The organism is Chryseobacterium joostei, from assembly GCF_003815775.1.
In the GTDB taxonomy this organism is placed as follows: Bacteria; Bacteroidota; Bacteroidia; order Flavobacteriales; family Weeksellaceae; genus Chryseobacterium; species Chryseobacterium joostei.
On the sequence record NZ_CP033926.1, the window covers coordinates 883,118 to 905,082 of the forward strand.

A 21,965-nucleotide genomic window follows, 5' to 3' on the forward strand; every position below is an offset into this window, starting at 1 on the left:
TTTATTTTTTAATTGATTATTATTTTAATTAAGCTGTAACTGGTCTTTTTGCAGGCGCATCATCTCTATCGAAAACTCTGTTGATCACTGCATTTTGGTTTTTCTCAAACATTTTGTGGCTACCTGGAGCCGGAGCACCGCTTGGTACCGGAGAAACAACCTGGATTCCTGTATCTCTGAAGTTTCTTAGGATATAAGACCAAGCCCCCATGTTTTCTGGTTCTTCCTGAGCCCAAACCAATTGTGTTCTGTTCTCGTATTTGCTGAAGATAGCTTCAATAGCATCTGTCTGAAGCGGATATAATTGCTCGAATCTTACTAATGCAATATTTTCACAGTTTAATTCTTCTTTCTTCGCTAATAATTCGAAGTATAATTTACCTGAACAAAGAACTAATTTCTCTACTTTTTTAGGATCTGCAGTTGGATCATCTAAAATCGGCTGGAATGAACCTGTTGCAAAATCTTCAAGTGGAGAAACTACTTTCGGGTGTCTCAATAAAGATTTAGGGCTCATTACGATCAATGGTTTTCTGAATGCCCACTTCAATTGTCTTCTCAATAGGTGGAAGTAGTTGGCTGGTGAAGTAATGTTAGCAACTACCATATTTTCATTAGCACAAAGTGTTAAGAATCTCTCCAATCTTGCTGAAGAGTGTTCTGCACCCTGACCTTCTGAACCGTGAGGCAATAACATTACCAATCCGTTTTGAAGTTTCCATTTTTCTTCTGCAGCAGCTAAATACTGGTCAACGATGATCTGAGCTCCGTTCACGAAATCTCCGAACTGAGCTTCCCAGATTGTTAATGTATTTGGAGAAGCCATTGCATATCCATAGTCGAAACCTAGAACACCATATTCTGAAAGGTGAGAGTTGAATACATCAAATCTGCTTTCTGAAACATGTCTTAATGGGATATATTCTTCTTCTGTGTCTTCTGTTTTTACTACTGCATGTCTGTGAGAGAATGTTCCTCTTTCAACATCTTCCCCAGAGATTCTTACGTTGTGACCTTCTACAAGAAGTGTAGCATATGCTAACCACTCTCCTAACGCCCAGTCTAATGAATTTCCATTAATAGCCTTGATACGGTTTTCGAAAAGTCTTGTAATTTTATTGATGAATTTTTTATCTGCAGGAAGTGTAGACATTGTAAGGGCTAACTCTTTCAATTTAGCCAGGTCATATTTTGTATCAACCGGTAATTGAGTTACTCCTCTTTTTCCAATTGGATAATTTACCCAATCTTCAGCCATAAATAAATCCATTACGTTTTTCTCAATCTCCTTGGAAGCATCAAAGTCTTTATCTAAAAGAGCCTTGAAGTCAACTTCCATCTTTTTGATGATGTCATTAGAGATTACGCTATCGTTGATTAATTTATCTTTATAGATTTCTCTTGGGTTTGGATGCTTGGAAATAGCTTTGTAAAGATTAGGTTGTGTAAATCTTGGCTCATCTCCTTCGTTATGTCCATATTTTCTGTATCCTAAAAGGTCGATATAAACATCTTTTCCAAACTTAGCTCTGAAATCAGCAGCAAAATGGATCGCATGAACTACTGCTTCAGCATCGTCAGCATTTACGTGCATTACAGGAGATTCTGTAACTTTTGCAATGTCTGTACAGTATGTTGAAGATCTTGCGTCATGGAAGTTTGTGGTGAAAGATACCTGGTTGTTTACAACGATGTGAACAGTACCTCCTGTTCTGTATCCTTCAAGAGTCATCATCTGCGCTACTTCGTAAGCAATACCTTGTCCTGCAATAGCTCCATCTCCGTGAATGATGATTGGTAGTACTTTAGAATAATCTTTATACTTATCATCTACTTTTGCACGGCAGATTCCCTCTACAAGAGCGGCTACTGTTTCAAGGTGAGACGGGTTAGGAGTAAGGTTAATGCAAACTTCTTCTCCTGAAGCAGTTTTGATCTTTTTAGATGATCCTAAGTGATATTTAACGTCACCAGAGAATACATCCTCTTCGAATTCTTTTCCTTCAAATTCTGAGAAGATCTGCTTGTAAGATTTTCCGAAGATGTTTGATAATACATTTAATCTTCCTCTGTGGGCCATTCCTAATACTACTTCATCTACTCCTAATTGAGAAGATCTTGAGATCAACTGATCTAAAGCCGGGATTAACGACTCTCCTCCTTCTAGTGAGAATCTTTTCTGACCTACAAATTTTGTATGAAGATAGTTTTCAAAGGCAACAGCCTGATTTAATTTTAATAAGATTTCTGTTTTTTCATTTGCAGAAAGGCTTGCATGGTTTTCGTTTACCTGAAGCCATTTCTTAATGAAATCTTTTTCTTCAACATTGTTGATGTATGTATATTCTACTCCGATAGAATCACAGTAGATATTTTCCAGGTGCTTGATAAGATCAGCAAGAGTAGCAGGCTCTTTCATTCCTGTTTCAACTGCACAGTTGAATTTTGTATTTAAATCCTCTTTAGAAAGACCGAAGTTCTCGATGTCCAAAGTAGGTGTGTAGTGTCTTCTTTCTCTAACTGGATTCGTTTTTGTAAACAAGTGCCCTCTTGTTCTGTAAGCCTCGATAAGGTTTACTACTTTAAACTCTTTCTTAATGTGTTCAGGAACTTCTCCGTTTGTTACTGCCTGAGAAATTTGTTGTACTGCAGGAGCAGCGTTGGCCGGAGCCTGAATAAATTGGATGTTATCGTCATCTCCATAATTCTCCAAAGCAAAATCGAAGCCTTGAAAGAAAGCTTTCCATGATGGTTCTAAAGAATCTGGGAATTTTAAGTACTGTTGGTATAAATCCTCAATTAACTGAGAATGAGCTGCGTTTAGGAATGAAAATCTGTCCATTATTACAGTTTATCTATTTATTAAAATTTATTTGTAGAATTAATCTTCAAATTTAATAAAAAAAACCGAGTTAGAACAGTCTGAAACCGTTAAAAAAAATTAAGAAAAAAATTATTAAAAAAAAATCACTTATACACTGATAATGAGAGCTTCATGTTCACCACCTGTCCTTCCATCGGACGTTCAATAAAGGTCTGGCGGATATCTCCGAAGCGCATCTCATCTTTTTTGGCTTTCTGAATCAGCTGCTGAATGGCCTTAATTCGCCCTTCGTAGTTCCCTTTGTAGTACATTACGTAGTTTTGAGACGGGTTTACGGACCTAAAATTAAAGTTATTGTCAGACACCCCAATTTTCTTGGAAAGTGGAATTCCGAGGAAGTAAGAAACCTCCTTGTCTTTGTAATTATCCGCATCGGTCATCAGAATCGGATATCCGAATTCATCATCTCTTTTTCCAAGGTCCATTGTTACAAAATTATACACCTTGTTGTAGTTCATTACGATATTTTTGTAAAGAGCATCTTTCTTGTTGGAAGTACTTACATTAATTCCCAGCAATAGCTTATCCTCTTCATTTTCTACCATCAGACTGTCATACTTAATGGCAGCCATTTGATTGTCTTTTTCAACCTTATTTCCTAGTGCATTTTTAAGATTCACCATACTTTTGGTGATATTTTCAGCAAAACGATCCTCAGTCCAGAAGTTTTCTACTCTTCTCCAAACAGATAGCTTTGGAGTATGTACGTACCAGATTATTTTTGTTTTTTCAGCAGAAACAGGCTTAAATTTAACGTCAACCAGCGTTGGATTTTCATTTTTATCCTCAAAAAGTTGGTATTTTAAAGTCTTATTGAGGTTTTCATATCTGATGAACATTTCACCATCCGTATCATTTTTAGAATCCACGTAGCTGATGGCACTTCCCTGTCCTTCATAAGGCGTATAATAATCTATATCCATAGACTGTGAACTGGTGAAAAAATTATTCCACCTGGTAAAGCTCTGCAGGTTATTAAACTGTGCAAAGACTTTATCTACCGGATAATCAATTTCTTTTTCAACGGTGAAATTTTTGTTTTCATCCACAAAATAATACATGGAAGCAGCATACGCTCCACCCAAAAGAAGAAGAATTACAGTTATTATTTTAAAAATACGCATCGCACAAAAGTAATACAAATAAAAAAAGTGAACAATATGCTGTTCACTCTTGTTTTATGTTTAACAATAATTAACCTATATGAGTTCCCGGAGGAAGTACTGCTCCTTTTTTCACCACTACAATTCCGTCCTGTACAGAATGGGTTCCGTAGTCTCCATCAGGAATATGCTTTCCGCCAATGATCTTTACATTGTCACCAATATAGCAGTTTTTATCAAGGATTGCTTTTTCAATATAGCAGTATTTCCCTATTCCCATATTCGGGCGTCCGCTTCTGTCATTCATTACAATTTCAGTTGTATTTTGATAGAAATCTGCCCCCATCACATAGGAATTAACAATGGTACTTCCTTTGTCTATTCTTGTTCTGTTTCCAATCACGGAGTTTTCAATTTTATCTGCCATGATGATGCATCCGTCTCCGAAAACTGCCTTACTTACATAAGATCCATTAATTTTCGACGGTGGCAACATCCTTGCCCTTGTATAAATAGGCGAGGAAGAAAACAGATTAAATTGCGGAAGATCCAGGCAAAGATCCAGATTGGCTTCGTAGAATGATTCTATTGTCCCGATATCTGTCCAATATCCTTCGTACTGGTAACTTAAGGTCTTATATTTTCCGATGGAACTTGGGATAATGTCTTTTCCGAAATCATCGCCAGCTCCTTCACCAAACATCTTTTTCAGGATATTTTTGGTGAAAATATAAATTCCCATGGATGCTAAAAACTCTTTCCCTTTTTGCTTATTTTCATCTGAAACTTCAGATTTTAAGCCTTCCAGCGTATCATAGCCCGGCTTTTCATAGAAAGAGGTGATATTTCCTTCATCATCAGATTTTAAGATCCCGAAACCAGTGGCATCTTTAGCATTTACAGGGATTGTTGCAATGGTAAGATCTCCTCCGTTTTCGATATGAAAATCGAGCATTTCCCTAAAATCCATTTGATACAATTGATCTCCTGATAGGATTAAAATATAATCATAGTCATATTTTTCAAGATGCTTCATAGATTGACGCACCGCATCTGCCGTTCCCTGATACCAGCTTTCGTTTTCTACATTCTGCTCTGCAGCCAAAATATCTACAAAGCCCTTGCTAAAGATATCAAAGTGGTAAGAATTCTTAATATGAGAATTTAGGGAAGCTGAATTAAACTGGGTTAATACCAATATTTTATTCAGTCCTGAATTGAGACAGTTTGAAATGGGAATATCCACCAATCTGTATTTTCCTGCGATAGGTACAGCTGGTTTTGACCTTGTAAATGTTAAGGGGAATAATCTTGTTCCTCTGCCGCCTCCCAATACAATAGAGATTACATTTCGATTCATAATTATCTTGCGTTTTTTATTTTATTAAGTCAACTGTTCTACTCTGGGTATCTACGTTTACCCTGAAACAAATTTTATTTTCATATTTCAATTCCGGATTTAATACAGTTACTTCATATTTCCCAGGGTCTTTCAAAGCTGTTATTTCATTATTTACATCATCGAAAGAAACATTATAATCTCTCAGTTTATTCCGGAATAGTTTATTTACAATCAGAACATCCATTACATCGGCTCTTTTCATGGCATACTCCTCTATATCCTTATCATATCTTGCCTCCCAGTCTTTGCCATATTTTCTTGTAATAGCTGCCAGAGTTTTTTTATTGGCGTCGGCTATTTCTTTCAGTGTTTCATAACCAGTGGTACAGCCTCCGGCATCTACCCATTTTATCTTCCACTTTTCAGATATAGCATTGGTTGCTTCTTCTCCATACATATCCTTAAGACCTGCTCCATACAACCAAAAGTAGCCGTCACGAAGCCCATCATCTTCTTTTTTACAGGAAGACAACATGATTATGATCAGTAAAAAAGGAAAAACACGTGTCATATCAGCTATTATATAAAGCTAAATATTTTTCTGCAGATTTCTCCCATGAAAAATCAAAATTCATATTGGCGTGGATCAGATCTCCCATTACCCCTTTTTGATTATAGATTTCAAGTGCCCTATTCATTGCATGAACAATATCATCTACTCCCGGATAGGTAAAGTTTAATCCCGCCCCGCCTGTTGAAATATCTTCCACGGTATCTTTCAATCCGCCGGTATATCTCACCACAGGAACCGTTCCGTATCTCATGGAATACATTTGGTTCAAACCACATGGCTCTACCCTTGACGGCATCAATAAGAAGTCTGCCGATGCATAGATCTTATGGGAAAGATGTTCTTTATATCCTACATCCAGAGCAAAATTGGTATAGGTATAATCGTATTCCTTTAATTTATTTTCTACATAGGTATTCCCTGAACCTAAAACCATGATATTCAATGATCCATAGTTTTGCTTAATACTTCTCCATACTACATCAGGAAGCAGGTCTGCTCCTTTTTCCGTAGCAAATCTTCCTATAAAAGCAAACAAGGGAAGCTCCGGCTTCAGGCCATATTCTTTACACAGCTTTTCTTTATTTTTCTTCTTTTGAGCAACTGCATTTTTTATATTAAAATTAAAATCCACCATGGGATCTGTTTCAGGGTTCCATACTTCTGTGTCAATCCCGTTGATAATTCCATACGCTTTTCCAAATTCCTGACGAACCAAACTTTCCAGTCCACGGAAGCTTATGAAAAGTTCTTCCAGATATCCTTCAGAAACAGTAGTAAAGGCATGGGAACATTTAATCATACTTGCCAATGGATTGATGAACCCGTTCCAATCCATCAGTCCCCATTTATAGGCATCAAAGGATGGCATATAGTTCGCCATGTTCCAGCTCATCATTCCCTGATATTCTCCATTATGAATGGTTCCTATGGTTTTTACGCCTTGCAGAAATTCAAATTCAGGGCAATGCTCAACCATAAAGGGCACCAATCCGGTGTGATAATCATGACAATGAAGGATATCCGGCTTTATTTCCATGGCACACAACCAATGCAAAATTCCCTGCTGAAAAGCGAGAAACTGAAAGCTCTCATCCTGATAGCCATAAGGGTTGTCCCTATCCAATAACCCCGGAATTTTCACCATATAAAGCTCAAAACCCAAAACATTGGATGTTTCTCTCATGACCTGAACTTGCAGCATATTTGATCCCTGATGAATAAATCCGTCAAAAACCTTCTCAAATTCATGATCATAGACAAAGGCTTTGTTATACCAAGGCATTACCACCTTAGCATCTATTCCTTTTATCTTATTCTGATACTTTGGCAGTGCTCCAACTACATCCGCCAGACCACCTACTTTTGCTACAGGATAACATTCTGTACTTAAATGATAAACAACCATTTTTACCTTTTGTGTTTAATTCTATGTAATTTATACTTTTTATCTTTCTTCTGTCTCAGGATAATACCGGCCAGTGGAGGGAGCTTTACTGTCATGGATTTTTGGTGTCCCATCCAGTCTTCATATTTTTCATCCAATATTTCAGGCTGTACTCCGCTTCCGCTATATTGTTTATCATCTGAATTTAAAACAACCTCCCAATGTGTTCCTGCCGGAATCCCTATTCTGTAATCCATTACTTTTGGAGACAAATTCAGGACTACCATCACAACATCTTCTCTTTTTTTTCCTTTCCTAAGATATACATACACCGAATTTTCCAGATCATCTGCCTCTACCCACTCAAAACCTGCTTTATCAAACTGATTTTCATAAAGGGCAGATTCTGATCTGTATAAATGATTAAGCTCCTTCACAAGATCCTGTAGTCCTTTATGAACAGGATATTTTAATAAATGCCAATCCAGACTTTGGGTAAAGTTCCATTCACTGGTTTGTCCAAATTCATCCCCCATGAAAAGCAGCTTTGCTCCCGGATGGGTATACATATATACATACAAGGTACGAAGATTGGCAAATTTCTGCCATTCATCCCCTTTCATTTTATAAATTAAACTTGCTTTCCCGTGTACCACTTCATCGTGAGACAAAGGCATCATATAATTTTCATTATACATATACATGGAAGCAAACGTAAGTTTATGATGATGGAACTTCCTGTTGGTAAAGTCTTCCTTAAAATAATCCAGCGTATCATGCATCCAGCCCATCATCCATTTCATTCCGAAACCAACACCTCCATCATGTACAGGCTTGGTCAGCAATGGGAAATCTGAACTTTCTTCGGCAATCGTTATAATACTGTTTCCAAATTCCTTGTAAACAGCCGTATTGAATTCCTGAAGAAAAGCTTTCGCTTCAAGGTTTACATTTTCACCATATACATTAGGTTCCCATTCTCCTTCGTTCCTTGAATAATCCAGATGGAGCATTGAGGTTACCGCGTCTACACGTAATCCATCAGCATGGTAACGGTCCAGCCAAAACATGGCATTGGAAATCAGAAAGGATTTGACTTCATTTCTTCCATAATTGAAAATGTGTGATTTCCAGTCAGGATGAAAGCCTTTTCTTGGGTCTTCATGTTCATACAGATAGGATCCGTCAAAACGGTAAAGTCCATTGGCATCTCCCGGAAAATGAGCAGGAACCCAATCCAGAATTACGCCTATCTTATTTTTATGAAGTTCATCAATCAGAAACATCAAATCTTGTGGTGATCCAAAACGTGAAGTTGCCGCATAAAATCCTGTAATCTGATACCCCCAACTCGGATCATATGGAAACTCCATAACCGGCATAAACTCTACATGAGTGAAGCCCATTTCCATTATATAAGGTACAAGCTTATTTGCTATGTCTCGGTAATTCAAAAAGCTATCAGGATGATCTTCTTCTCTTACCCATGAACCTAAATGCAGCTCATAAACAGAAATTGGAGCTTCCAGACTATTTCTTTCATGGCGATTTTCCATCCATTCCTTATCATTCCAATCATACCAGGTTGTAGAAACCAGTGATGCCGCCTGAATATTTTGCTCCCAGCTTAATGCATAAGGGTCGCTTTTTTCTAAAATCTCACCTCTTTCCGTCTCAATAGCATATTTATATAAGGTACCCCAGGGTAATCCATCAATGAAGCCTTCCCAAATCCCTGATCCGTCCCATCTTGGAAACAAAATATGATCCTTATGATTCCAGTTATTGAAATTACCTATTACAGAAACCTTTTTTGCATGAGGCGCCCAAACTGAAAAATAAACTCCTTTTACGCCATCCTTTTCTACAGAATGTGCTCCAAATTTACCATATAGCTTATAGTGTCTACCTTCTTTAAAAAGATACACATCATGATCAGTGAAAAGCGTATAGGTTTTAACAGAATTCATCAAGATCAGTTTGTATTTATATTTTCCCTGAAACTACGAAAAATACTAACAACCGCGATTAATTATTCTTCAAATAATTATCAAGTTAGTTTTCCTCTTTCGTCTATCTATCAAATATATCATTTTTTAATTCACTTTTTTATGATTCCAAAACAATCTTTTTTATAAATTTAGCAAACTAATATTTATTAAACACATATGATGAGGTTTGAACTTTATACTGATGAAAAAGACGACAGACCAGTATTTATAACTGGAAATTTCAATAATTGGAACCCCAAGGACTATACTTACCAGCTTACACAAGCGGACTCATGCAATTACTTCATAGAAATTGATAATCAAATACTTCCGGAAGAAGTTGAGTATAAATTCACCAAAGGAGGCTGGGAAAATGTTGAACTGGATAAATACGGAAACATTACCCCTAACCGAAAGGCTAAAAAGTCCATAGAAAAAACCTCCGATACTGTAGAAAAGTGGAGATTGAACTGGGGACCATTCAAGAAAGAATTTTTTCCTGTTGCAGAAGTCATTTCTGAAAAATTCTATATTCCACAGCTTGACCGCTATCGTAAAGTTTGGGCAGTACTTCCGTATGATTACCATACATCGGATAAACACTACCCTGTCTTGTATCTTCAGGATGCCCAGAACCTCTTCAACGAAGGAAGTGGCTTCGGAAACTGGGAAATCGACAAAAAACTATCCATCCTTGCGGAATATGGACGAGGTGATGTTATCGTCATTGCTATAGAACATGGAAGCGAAGACAGAATTAAGGAATATATTTTCGATAATGATAATATTGCCAACGGTTCCGAAGGCAAGAAATACATCCGTTTCATTACAGATACCCTAAAACCTTTTGTAGACGAAAATTACCGTACCAAGAAAGATCGCGACAATACTGGAATTGGAGGCAGCTCATTAGGCGCGCTTATCAGTATTTACAGTGGTTTTCTTTACCCCGAGGTTTATTCAAAATTATTAATATTCTCTCCCTCTCTTTGGGTAGAACCTAACAATAATTTCCCAATGATGAACTTCAGGGTTCCTTTTAAAACAAAAATATATTTATACGGTGGCGGACAGGAAGGATCCAAAATGGTAAAAAGAATTCATATTTTCGAGGAATACCTGAAAAGATGGGAGAAAAAGAATCTTTTTGATTTCGAATTCAGAACCAACATCAATCCGGAAGGAACTCACAATGAGTTTTACTGGTCGCAGGAATTCCCAAGGGCCATTGAGTGGCTGTTCTACAACAATACAGAAAATCCTGTGGAGGTAAAACCACAACAACAAAGCATTAAAAACTAAGTTTATAAATCGCGAAATGAAATTTGTTTACCGACAGAAGAAATTTCATTTGATCTAAAAATAATATCAACGTATGAAATTAATCAACAAAAAAAATAAAAATTATACTCAGGTTTTCCATTTATTCACTGAAGAAGAATGGGCAAAAACAGGTAAGAACTTCAATAAAAACATTGCCACCTTCTTCACAGGAAAAAAACATGAGATCTTTGTAAATGCTCATGAAGAGGGAATAACTTATTTTATTGGTCTGGGAAAATCTACCTTACAAAATTTTGAGATTCAGCAGGTTGCTCTAAAGTTTTCGCAAACCCAAAAAGAAAAGCTACAGCCCGCTCCTACCTTAATGCTTGCTGATTTTCTTAATGAAAAGCAGTTCGAAGAATTTGTGAAAGGACTACTTATTGGAACTTACAACTATCCTTTTGAAAGGAATCAACCTTTCTGGAATACAAAATTTGAGCTTCACTTCGAGAATTTAAGCCAGAAAAAACTGGATCATATAAGTCAGAAGGCTGAAGCATTAAGTAATGGACAGATGGCCTGTCAGGATTGGCTGAACAAACCTGCCAATTTTAAGAAGCCTGATATCTTCAGTTTGTATCTTAAAAATCTGGCAAAAAAATATGAATTAAAATACACTGTCTTCAACAGAAAAAAATGTGAGGAACTTGGCTTGGGAGCTTACCTTGCTGTTAATCAGGGAAGCGCCTATGATGCCGCATTTACTATTTTAGAATATAAAACTACCGTTAAAAATGCCAAGACATTCGGTTTGGTCGGAAAGTGTGTATTATTTGATACTGGTGGAGTTTCATTAAAAAATTCAGCCAATCTGCATTATATGAAATCTGATATGGGTGGTGCGACAGCTGTTCTTGGAACATTGATTTATGCTGCAGAAATGAAACTTCCGGTTAATATTACTGCCATTCTTCCCATCACGGATAACGCCATTTCTGAAAAAGCCCTGCTTCCAAGTGATGTAATTACAGCTTACAACGGAAAAACAATTGAGGTCCTTGATACGGACGCCGAGGGCAGATTAATTCTTGCCGACAGCCTTTCTTATCTATCCAAAAATTACAAAACAGATTTTCTTATTGATCTTGCTACTTTAACGGGAAGTTCTGTAAGAATGTTTGGAGATACCTGCGGAGCTCTATTTTCCAATAATGAAGAGCTGAAAAATATGCTAATAAAAACGGGAGATCAAACCAACCAGAGACTTTGGAATCTGCCTTTGTGGGACGTCTGGAAAGATGACATCCAATCTGATGTAGCAGATCTGAAAAACCTCTCTATGAAACCTGTTGGTGATTGTATTATTGCTGCAAAATTTTTAGAGTATTTCATTGAAAATCACCCTAAATGGGCGCATTTGGATATAGCAGGTGTAGCCTTTGGAAATGTAGGTTATGCCAAGGAAAAAGCAGCAACCGGATTTGGAGTTCAATTATTGGTGGATTTAATCGAAAATTATCACTAAAAATTAGTTTATTACAAAAAATCTCTGTATACTTGATTAGTATTTTTTTCAAAAGCGCATCATATTTCAATTTTTAATATTGATCAAATAATAAAAATATAGTTTTATTTTTGAAAATTTACTAAAACATAAAAAACATTATATGGAGGAGAAAATTATAGTATGTATTTCATGCTATTACAAGGGCTATGACTTCATGGATGAAATGAAGAAGCTCGGTAATAAAATCATATTAGTAACATCAGAAAATCTTAAAGAAAAAAACTGGCCGTGGCATGCCATTGATGAGGTATTTTATATGCCCGAAATCAAGCCATCTGTATGGAACCTTGAACATCTTATTCAGGGGTTTTCACACCTAATGAAAACCAGAAAGGTAGACGCCGTTGTAGCCCTTGATGACTTCGATGTAGAAAAAGCAGCCTTAATCCGGGAGACTTTCCGTATTCCCGGAATGGGGCAAACTACCCACCGCTACTTCAGGGATAAGCTTGCTATGAGACAAAAAGCAAAGGATTCGGGAATTAGTGTTCCAGAATTTACTGCTGTTTTCAATGACGATATCGTTAATGATTTTGTTGATAAAGTACCGGCTCCGTGGGTACTGAAGCCTCGTTCAGAAGCTTCTGCATCAGGAATTAAGAAGATTACGACAAAGGAACAACTTCATGAAGCTCTGGAATTTCTTGGAGAAGAACGTCACCTTTTCTTACTGGAAAGCTTTAAACCCGGAGATGTTTACCATGTAGACAGTCTTACATTCAATAAAGAGATCGTATTTACCTCTGCATCAAAATATCTGGCTCCTCCTATGCAGGTTTCTCATGAGGGCGGTGTCTTCAGATCCAAAACACTGGGGAGATATTCTGAAGAGTTTAAAGCATTAGAGGAAATCAATGCCAGGGTACTTTCCAACTTTGGACTTCTGAATGGTGCAACCCATACAGAGTTTATCCGAGGTAAGGAAGACGGAAAATGGTATTTCCTTGAAACCTCTTCAAGAGTTGGTGGCGCCCACATTCCCGATCTGGTGGAAGCGTCAAGCAATATCAATATATGGAGAGAATGGGCCAAGATTGAGGATGCTCTTTTAAGAAACAAAAGTTATAACGTCTTGCCTCCTACAGGATATTATTCAGGATTGATTGTAGCTTTAATCAAAGAAAAAGAACCCGATTACAGCAAATTTGAAAGTGAAGAAGTGGTAAGATTTCTTCCTATAGACTACCACGTCGGAATTGTTTACAAATCCAGCGATGCTTCAATAATAGAGGAAAGATTGGATAGTGCAGCTGAAATGATCAACGCAGAAATGCTTAACATTCTGCCTCCCAAAAGCAGCAAATTGAGAAGTTAGAATATATAACCATTAAAAGTAAAGAAATTTCAATGCCGCATATAGAACATACAGAGTATTATTCAAATATACTGGGAATAAGCCTTAAGGTAGAAGTAACCGGACATTACGGACATCCCATCATTATGTTTCCTACTTCTCAGGGACAGTATACCCAGAATCATGATTTTCATCTTAATGGAAGTATTAACTGGTTTATAGAACAGGGAAAAGTAAAACTTTATAATATCCAAACTATCGACAGCTGGAGCTTTTATGATGAAAAAATATCGCCACAGCAGAGAATCAGAAATTATGAACGGTATGTACAGTTCCTGATCAAGGAATTTGTCCCTTATATCCAAAAGCTTCATAAAACCCATCGTGTAGCCGTTGCCGGAGCAAGCTTTGGAGGATATCATGCCGCCAATTTTGCGTTGAGGTTTCCGGATGTGGTTTCCCATCTGTTTTGTCTTTCAGGAGCTTTCAGTATAAGAAACTTTATGGATGGTTATTCTGATGATCTGGTTTACTTCAACTGTCCAAGGGAGTTTGTAAGAAATGATGATGCCTGGAAGTACAAGCACATGCACATTGTATTAAGTACCTCCGATCAGGACATTTGCAAAGACAAAAATATTGAAATGGCTGAAATACTAAGGATAAAAGGTATTGATTTCTGGTATGATGAAAGAAAATGGATTGGTCATGACTGGCCGTTGTGGAGAATGGTATTTCCAACATTTATAGGAGCATATTTCTCTTAGATATCATGTAGACACAACAGTTTTTAAATTTCTCAATATTATATTTTAAGACATAACATTTCTTTCCCATCGGAAACACTTCAAATCAAAGATTTGCCGAGGTGATTATAAAGAAAAAAATATTAAATTTAGTAAGTTAAAGCACTCAGCATCTTTACTATAAAAAGACTGATCAGAAAAAAATACACACCCTTTTAAAAACAGAAATTATGACAAAAAAAGTAGGAATCCTATTCGGTATGGAAGACACATTTCCCTGGGCATTTATAGATAAGGTAAATGAACTGGGTGCCGGAGATATTGTGGCTGAACCCGTTACCATTGATAAACTGGAACAAGGTGCAGATTATGGTTATGCAGTAATCATCGACAGAATTTCGCAAAATGTCCCCTTTTATAGAGCTTATCTGAAAAACGCAGCACTTAATGGCACTTATGTAATCAATAATCCATTCTGGTGGAGTGCTGACGAAAAGTTTTTCAATAATGCACTGATGAGCAAGCTCGGAATTCCGCTCCCTAAAACAGTATTGCTGCCATCACATGAAAGACCAACAGACACTTCAGAAACCTCATTCAGGAACTTGAAGTTTCCCCACGACTGGGAATATATTTTTGATTATGTTGGGTTCCCTGCCTATATGAAACCCCATGACGGAGGAGGCTGGAAAAACGTTTACAGAGTAGAGAATCCGGATGATCTTTGGAATAAACTGGGAGAAACAGAACAACTGGTGATGATGGTTCAGGAAGAGATTGTCTTTGATGATTACTACAGAGTATATTGTTTGGGTCAAAAATATGTTCACATCATGCCATATGAACCTAGAAACCCCCACCACCTGAGATATGCAACAACCCATCAAACACAAGGTGAAGAGCTTGAGAAGCTATTGAAAACCATTCATGATTACACTATCAAAATGAATAAAGCCTTAGGATATGATTTCAATACGGTAGAATTTGCCATAAGAGACGGTATTCCTTATGCCATCGATTTCTGCAACCCGGCACCTGATGCAGACAGAAACTCTGTAGGAGAAGAAAATTTCGCATGGATTATAGAACATGCAGCAAAACTTGCCATTGAAAAAGCCAAGGAATATGTTCCGGGAAAACCCAATATCGCTTGGGGAACTTTTGTGAAAGATTCCATAAAATAACATTGAAAAAGAATTAAAAAAACACAACAAAATGCATCAATTTACTATTGGAATCGAAGAAGAATATCAGATCATCGATGTGGAAAGCAGAGATCTTATTTCTCATGTTTCAAAAATCATTGAAGGGGGAAAAGCGGTATTAAGTGAAAACCTGAAACACGAGATGCACGAATCCATGATTGAAATGGAAACGGGAATCTGCCAGAATATTCAGGAAGCCAGAGCTGAGCTAACCAATTTAAGAAGACATCTTATTAATACTGCTCATGAACAGGGGTTACGTGTTTCCGGAGGTGGTACCCATCCTTTTTCACATTGGTCTGACAATAATATCACACAAGGGGAAAGATACATCAAAATTGTAGATGATATGGGAGATGTAGCCCGGGAAAATCTTATTTTCGGACTTCACGTACACATTGGAATTCCCAACCGAGAGGAAGGAGTAAGAATACAAAATGTGATGCGCTACTTTCTACCCCACGTCTATGCTCTTTCTACCAATTCACCATTCTGGATAGGAAGATATACAGGATTTAAATCTTATAGACAGGAAATTTTTGTAAAATTTCCCAGAACAGGTATTCCAAGCTACTTCAATTCATTGGGAGAATTTGACAGTTATGTTGATCTTTTGATAAAAACGGGTACCATAGACAATGCCAAGAAAATCTGGTGGGATTTAAGAGTTCATCCTTTTTACCCTACCATTGAATTCAGAATTTGTGATATGCCATTAAGAATTGATGAAACCGTATGTCTTGCTGCCATCATGCAAAGTTTGGTTGCTAAAATTTATAAGCTGCATCAGCAAAATCTAAGTTTCAGAAGCTACAGAAGACTGCTGTTGAACGAAAATAAATGGCGTGCGTCCAAAAGTGGGATTGAAGCCCATCTGATTGATTTCGGAAAAGAAGAATCCGTTCCTTATCCTATTTTATTAAAGGAACTTTTAGAGTTTATTGATGATGTTGTAGACGATTTAGGATGCCGTCATGAAGTAGAATATGCATGGAAAATTCTGGAAAACGGAACAGGTGCAGACAGGCAGCTTCAGATCTTCAAGGAAACAGGAGACCTTACAAAGGTTGTAGATTACATGATCTCAGAAACTGAGTATGGCATAACACATGGCGAACCTGCTTCATAATATTTTTGGTAACTTTACAAAAAATATGATGTAATGAAAGATATTCGAATTGCCTTGCTGGACATGAACAACAACCATGTAAATCAAGGCTTTAGAAACATTAAAGAGATTTCCGAAGCGTTTCAGCAGAATTCTGAAGAAAATGTAATCATCAAGACATTTGATGTGAGATTTAAAGACGAAATGCCTGAGATTGGAGACTTTGATATTTTTATTTCTTCAGGCGGGCCAGGAACCCCACACCGAGAAGGTTTTGAGTGGGAAGAAAGGTTTGCTAATTTTTTAGACACCGTTTTTGAACATAATAAATACAACGAAGATAAAAAATACCTTTTCCTGATTTGTCACTCATTCCAACTGGCAAGTATTCATTGGAAGCTAGGAAATATCTGCAAAAGAAAATCCTATTCTTTCGGAGTAATGCCTGTTCACAAAACCAGAGAAGGCAAAGATGAATTTTTGTTTAAAAATCTACCGGATCCTTTTTATGCAGTAGATTCCAGAGCATATCAATTCATTGAACCAGATCACGAACGTTTTGAAGAATTGGGCATGAAGGTTATGGCCATTGAAAAATTCCGTCCTCATATCAATTTGGAGAGAGCGGTAATGGCTGTTCGTTTTTCAGATGAGATATTTGGAACTCAGTTTCATCCGGAAGCAAGCCCAGAGGGATTGATTGAAAATCTGAAAGATGATAAAAACAGAGAAGCCATGATTGAAAATTTCGGAATGGAAAAATATCTTGAAACCATGGACAGAATAGATGATGAAGATAAAATCATCCTGACCAGAAATCAAATTCTTCCAAGATTTCTTCAGTTCGCAAAAAAAAACATTTTGAAAGAAGTTGAATCTTTAGCTTAAAGGCTAATTGATATCAAGTTTATACCCAATAGTTACAAAATACTAAATCGAACATTTTTGTTCGATTTTTTTTAACATCACAAAAGAGAAAATATGATCCCAAAATATAGAAAACAGTTTAACCAAGAGTTTTCAGGAGAGAAATACAAGCAACTCAAGGATATTTTAAAACAAAAAAGCGGTATAGAACCAGGCTTTAGAACTTCAGAAAGTCCCATTTTTCTTACTAAAGAATTTGAGGGTAAATTACTGGATACAAGTGAAAGTATTATCACCCAAATTAAGGCTCTTCCATCTGAAACTCTTCAAAAAGCAATTCCAGAAAACTGCAGGGTTCCCAATGATACCAACCAACCTCACTTTTTCACCATTGATTTTGGTATCTGTAAAAGTGAAAAGGGAGAAATAGAACCACAATTAATAGAACTTCAGGCCTTTCCATCATTATATGCCTTTCAAAAAACCTTTGAAGACACGTTTTGTGAAGTCTATCCTTTTCTCGCCGATATCCGAAATACAATGCCTCAAAGCACCTTTCAAGAGCATTTAAAGGAATTAATTGTTGGTAATGAGAATCCCGAACATGTAATTCTCCTTGAAATTTTCCCTGAAAGACAGAAAACGGCAATTGATTTTGCTTTGACAGAAAAATTATTGGGAATAAAAACAGTTTGCCTGACAAAAGTAAAAAAAGAGGGCAAAAAACTGTACTATGAAAACAATGGACAACTGACCGAGATCAAAAGAATATACAATCGGGTAATATTTGATGAACTGGACAGAATTCCTGATCTTGTTACCGAATTCGATTTCCGTCAAGAGGTTGATGTAAAATGGATCACTCATCCAAACTGGTTCTTTAAAATATCAAAGTTCCTTTTGCCTTTATTACAACATCAATTTGTTCCTAAAAGCTATTTTCTGCATGAGTTTCCGGAAACAGAAAATCTTGAAGATTTTGTATTGAAACCATTATTTTCATTTGCAGGAAGCGGGGTTAATTTAAATCCTACTAAAGAAATTACAGATGCTATTGAGGATAAAGAAAACTATATTTTGCAGAGAAAAGTAACCTATGAACCTATTTTTGAAGACATTAACGGAGAGTTTTCAAAAGCAGAGATCCGATTATTGTATATCTGGAAAGAAAATGATGAACGGCCTATTCTATTGGAAAATTTGGGAAGAATGACAAAAGCAGCAATGGTGAATGTGGATTTTAATAAGAAAGATGCCATCTGGATTGGAAGTTCCAATGCTTTTTTCGCAGAAAGTTAATCTATAAAAAAAATGATTAGGATACAGAAATATGATCAAAATTAGCAAAAAACAGATCAATCTAAAATAATTTAAATACAATGTCCTTAAAAACTATTGAAGAAAAAGTATTCCAACCGCTTGGGCTGGAATATTCTAATGCTGAAGAAGAGCAGGAATGTGGAGAGTATTCGGGGTTTAATTTCACATTAAACGATCTTAAAATAAAATTTCGTATCTCAAAAATAACACCTACCAAAACAGGACAGTTTGTAACCATCTGGAAACGGAATGAAAAAGGAGAGACTACTCCTTTTGAAGCCAGTGACCCTATTGATTTTTATCTCATAGCGTCTTTTAAGGATAATTTTTCCGGAATATTTATTTTCCCGAAAAACATATTGTTGGAAAAAGGTATTTTATCTGATGGAAAAAAGCCGGGAAAACGAGGCATAAGAGTTTACCCTAGCTGGGATGAAGTAAAAAGTAAACAGGCTCAAAAAACACAGGAATGGCAGACCAGATATTTTCTGGAGCTTTCACAGGAAAATGATAAGATGCAACAGCAGGCTAAACTTCTGTTGAAAATTTAAAAAAATAGAGATTTACAATAATTTTTACCTACAAAAAACGGCTGTACAATGATGCACAGCCGTTTTCTTTATGTTAACTTTTAGTTTTTTAAATATTTTTGTTGTCTTCCAGCAATTCTCTGGCCTGATATTCCTGTACCAGATCAATCGCATTAGAAATAACATCACTTAAAGCCGTTATAAAAGTTCCTTCCTCTGCCATTCCCATGGCATGTTTTAAAGCTTCAATCTCTTTAGGGATAATCTCATAGCTTACATCCTTACCAGCTTCATTAATCCCATCGATAATCAATCCGTTGATTTCTTCCTCTGTTCTTCCACGAAGGTGTTTTTCATTTCGGATGATAATATAATCGAACATTCTGCCGGCAATTTTTCCGCATTCTCTAATATCATTATCTCGCCTGTCTCCAACACCGGAAATAATACCTATTTTCTTTGTAGATTCAACGTTTTTCAGATAATCTTCAATGGCTTCATAACCTGACGGATTATGGGCAAAGTCAATAAGAACTTTAAAGTTTTTGAATTTAAAAACATTTAATCTTCCCGGGGTAAGCTGTGCACTTGGAATAAATGTTCTCAATGAATTAGAAATATCCTCGATGCCAAATCCATGAAGATAACTTGCCAAGCTGGCAGCCAATACATTTTCGATCATAAATCTGGCTTTTCCTTCCATTGTAATTGGGAAATCTTTTGCCTTACCAATCCTGATCTTCCAGTCTCCTTTTTTAATGGTTACAAATCCCTCTTCGTAAACGCAGGTTATTCTTCCTTCCTTCGCAAATTTTACAATGTGAGGGTTGTTTTCATCCATACTGAAAATAGCAACATTACAATCAAGATCATTCACAATCTTCATAGAATACTCATTATCTGCATTCAATACGCTCCAACCGGTTTTCTTTACACTGTCCAGTACTACTCTCTTTACCTTGGCAAGATCTTTTAAGCTGTGGATATCATTCATACCCAAGTGGTCTTCCTCAATATTGGTCAATACTCCGATATCACATTGCGAAAACCCTAATCCGGAACGTAGAATTCCTCCTCTTGCAGTTTCAAGAACAGCAAATTCAACAGTAGGATCTTTTAATATAAATTCTGCCGAAATGGGTCCGGTAGTATCTCCTTTTGACAGCATGGTATTTTGGATATAAATTCCGTCCGAAGTTGTAAATCCTACCCTATAACCATTACTCTTTACAATATGTGAAATAAGCCTTGTTGTTGTTGTCTTTCCATTGGTACCCGTTACTGCAATGATTGGAATTGTAAATGGCTTTCCTTGCGGATACAGCATATCTACAACCGGAGCGGCAACGTTTCTCGGCAGTCCTTCGCTTGGCGCCAGATGCATTCTGAATCCAGGTGCTGCATTAACTTCTATAATAGCCCCACCACTTTCCTTTAAAGGCTGGGTAAGATTTTCTGCCATAATATCGATACCACAAACGTCCAATCCAATAATCTTGGAAATTCTTTCTGCCATCGTAATATTTTCAGGATGTACCATATCGGTAACATCAATTGATGTACCTCCTGTGGAGAGATTAGCTGTAGACTTCAAGTAAACTACTTCTCCTCTTTGCGGAATCGTTTCAAGGGTATACTGAAGTTTCTCCAGCAATTCCAAAGTATCTTTATCTACCTCAATCTCGGTAAGAACATTCTCATGCCCATAACCACGTCTTGGATCTTCGTTTTCTTTTTCAATAAGCTCCTGAATATTATGGTCTCCGTCGCCCACAATATGGGCAGGAACTCTTCTTGCCGCAGCAACCATTTTATTATCAATCACCAATACCCTGAAATCATATCCGGTAATATATTTTTCAACAATTACCTTTCTGGAGTATTTTTGAGCATGTTCCAATCCTATTTTAGCAGAATCCCAGTCGTTGACATTAATGGAGGAACCTTTTCCGTGATTTCCATCCAAAGGTTTTAAAACAATCGGGTATCCTATTTTTTTGATAACATTTGTCAAATCATCCTCATCCACCACCAAATCTCCTATAGGAACCGGAATAGCTGCATCGTGAAGCATTCTCTTGGTTAATTCTTTGTTGCAGGCAATATCCACAGCAATGGAACTAGTTTTTCCGGTAATGGTAGCCTGAAAGCGTTGCTGGTTTACCCCATATCCAAGTTGCACCAAAGAATTTGTTCCCAATCTTATCCATGGTATTTTTCGTGATACTGCTTCTTCTACAATACTTCCGGTAGAGGGTCCGAGGCGAACACGCTCCCTTATTTCCTTTAACTTGTGAATACAGGCATTCACATCATAATCAGTCCCGTCAATTAATGCTTGTGCAATCTTTACGGCTTCCTCAGCAGCATAAATTCCTACATTTTCTTCAAGATAGTTGAATACTACATTATACACTCCCGGAGTCTTTGTTTCCCGGGTTCTTCCAAAGCCAACATCCATTCCCGCAAGGGTCTGTATTTCCAAGGCGATATGTTCAATGACATGCCCCATCCAGGTTCCTGTTTCCACTCTATGGAAAAAACCACCTTTCACTCCTTCTGAACACCTATGGGTGATCAATGATGGGAGTAATTTTTCAATTCTCTCCCTGAATCCTTCTATTTTATTGGTAGGATAATTCTCCATTTCCTCAAGGTCTAACCTCATCTGTATCAGCTTCTTTCTTCTGATACTCCAGATATTAGGACCACGTAGTGCCTGAATCTTTTCGATTTTCATAGTCTATTGGCATTTTAACAGTTAATAATAACTCTTTTCAAAAT

16 protein-coding genes are annotated in these 21,965 nt (G+C 36.9%); 9 read left to right on the forward strand and 7 right to left on the reverse strand.

The window, feature by feature from the left end; all coding sequences use genetic code 11:
• Nucleotides 1-28: 28 nt before the first annotated feature.
• From EG359_RS04165 to glgB, 6 genes are all read right to left on the reverse strand, one after another.
• Nucleotides 29-2,842, reverse strand: coding sequence for a 2-oxoglutarate dehydrogenase E1 component (locus EG359_RS04165; protein ID WP_076351641.1), 2,814 nt, complete (start codon nt 2,840-2,842; stop codon nt 29-31).
• A gap of 125 nt (nt 2,843-2,967) precedes the next feature.
• Entirely contained in the window at nt 2,968-4,008 is a 1,041-nt protein-coding gene (locus tag EG359_RS04170; protein ID WP_076351638.1) for an SRPBCC domain-containing protein, read from the reverse strand.
• Between the two features lie 70 nt (nt 4,009-4,078).
• The gene (locus tag EG359_RS04175) at nt 4,079-5,347 is read right to left on the reverse strand and encodes a glucose-1-phosphate adenylyltransferase (protein WP_076351636.1); all 1,269 of its coding nucleotides are present in this window, start codon (nt 5,345-5,347) and stop codon (nt 4,079-4,081) included.
• A gap of 16 nt (nt 5,348-5,363) precedes the next feature.
• Complete coding sequence (locus tag EG359_RS04180; RefSeq protein WP_076351634.1) at nt 5,364-5,900, reverse strand: FEKKY domain-containing protein; 537 nt, start codon at nt 5,898-5,900, stop codon at nt 5,364-5,366.
• A 1-nt stretch (nt 5,901) separates the two neighbouring features.
• Nucleotides 5,902-7,308: a glycogen synthase gene (locus EG359_RS04185; RefSeq protein ID WP_076351633.1), complete on the reverse strand. Its 1,407-nt coding sequence runs from the start codon at nt 7,306-7,308 to the stop codon at nt 5,902-5,904.
• A gap of 2 nt (nt 7,309-7,310) precedes the next feature.
• Nucleotides 7,311-9,257, reverse strand: coding sequence for a 1,4-alpha-glucan branching protein GlgB (glgB, locus tag EG359_RS04190; RefSeq protein WP_076351632.1), 1,947 nt, complete (start codon nt 9,255-9,257; stop codon nt 7,311-7,313).
• Between the two features lie 201 nt (nt 9,258-9,458).
• Here glgB and EG359_RS04195 point away from each other — a divergent pair, with 201 nt between their 5' ends.
• From EG359_RS04195 to EG359_RS04235, 9 genes are all read left to right on the forward strand, one after another.
• Entirely contained in the window at nt 9,459-10,580 is a 1,122-nt protein-coding gene (locus EG359_RS04195) for an alpha/beta hydrolase-fold protein (RefSeq protein ID WP_076352083.1), read from the forward strand.
• A 73-nt stretch (nt 10,581-10,653) separates the two neighbouring features.
• Nucleotides 10,654-12,069 (forward strand): leucyl aminopeptidase family protein, encoded by a 1,416-nt coding sequence (locus EG359_RS04200; protein ID WP_076351631.1) that lies wholly within the window; start codon nt 10,654-10,656, stop codon nt 12,067-12,069.
• Between the two features lie 142 nt (nt 12,070-12,211).
• The gene (locus EG359_RS04205) at nt 12,212-13,426 is read left to right on the forward strand and encodes an ATP-grasp domain-containing protein (protein WP_076351630.1); all 1,215 of its coding nucleotides are present in this window, start codon (nt 12,212-12,214) and stop codon (nt 13,424-13,426) included.
• Between the two features lie 32 nt (nt 13,427-13,458).
• On the forward strand, nt 13,459-14,172 hold the full coding sequence (locus tag EG359_RS04210) for an alpha/beta fold hydrolase (RefSeq protein WP_076351629.1): 714 nt from the start codon (nt 13,459-13,461) through the stop codon (nt 14,170-14,172).
• 209 nt (nt 14,173-14,381) lie between these two features.
• Entirely contained in the window at nt 14,382-15,335 is a 954-nt protein-coding gene (locus EG359_RS04215; RefSeq protein WP_076351628.1) for an ATP-grasp domain-containing protein, read from the forward strand.
• Nucleotides 15,336-15,366: 31 nt separating this feature from the next.
• Nucleotides 15,367-16,485 carry a carboxylate-amine ligase gene (locus EG359_RS04220; protein ID WP_076351627.1) on the forward strand — a complete coding sequence of 373 codons (1,119 nt, stop codon included), beginning with the start codon at nt 15,367-15,369 and terminating at the stop codon, nt 16,483-16,485.
• 33 nt (nt 16,486-16,518) lie between these two features.
• On the forward strand, nt 16,519-17,352 hold the full coding sequence (locus EG359_RS04225; RefSeq protein WP_076351626.1) for a type 1 glutamine amidotransferase: 834 nt from the start codon (nt 16,519-16,521) through the stop codon (nt 17,350-17,352).
• Nucleotides 17,353-17,445: 93 nt separating this feature from the next.
• The gene (locus EG359_RS04230; protein WP_076351625.1) at nt 17,446-18,630 is read left to right on the forward strand and encodes a hypothetical protein; all 1,185 of its coding nucleotides are present in this window, start codon (nt 17,446-17,448) and stop codon (nt 18,628-18,630) included.
• Between the two features lie 80 nt (nt 18,631-18,710).
• A complete protein-coding gene (locus EG359_RS04235) occupies nt 18,711-19,202 on the forward strand; it encodes a MepB family protein (RefSeq protein ID WP_076351624.1) in 492 nt (163 codons plus the stop codon).
• Between the two features lie 88 nt (nt 19,203-19,290).
• Here EG359_RS04235 and cphA read toward each other — a convergent pair whose 3' ends face one another.
• Nucleotides 19,291-21,921: a cyanophycin synthetase gene (cphA, locus tag EG359_RS04240; protein ID WP_076351623.1), complete on the reverse strand. Its 2,631-nt coding sequence runs from the start codon at nt 21,919-21,921 to the stop codon at nt 19,291-19,293.
• Between the last annotated feature and the right edge of the window lie 44 nt (nt 21,922-21,965).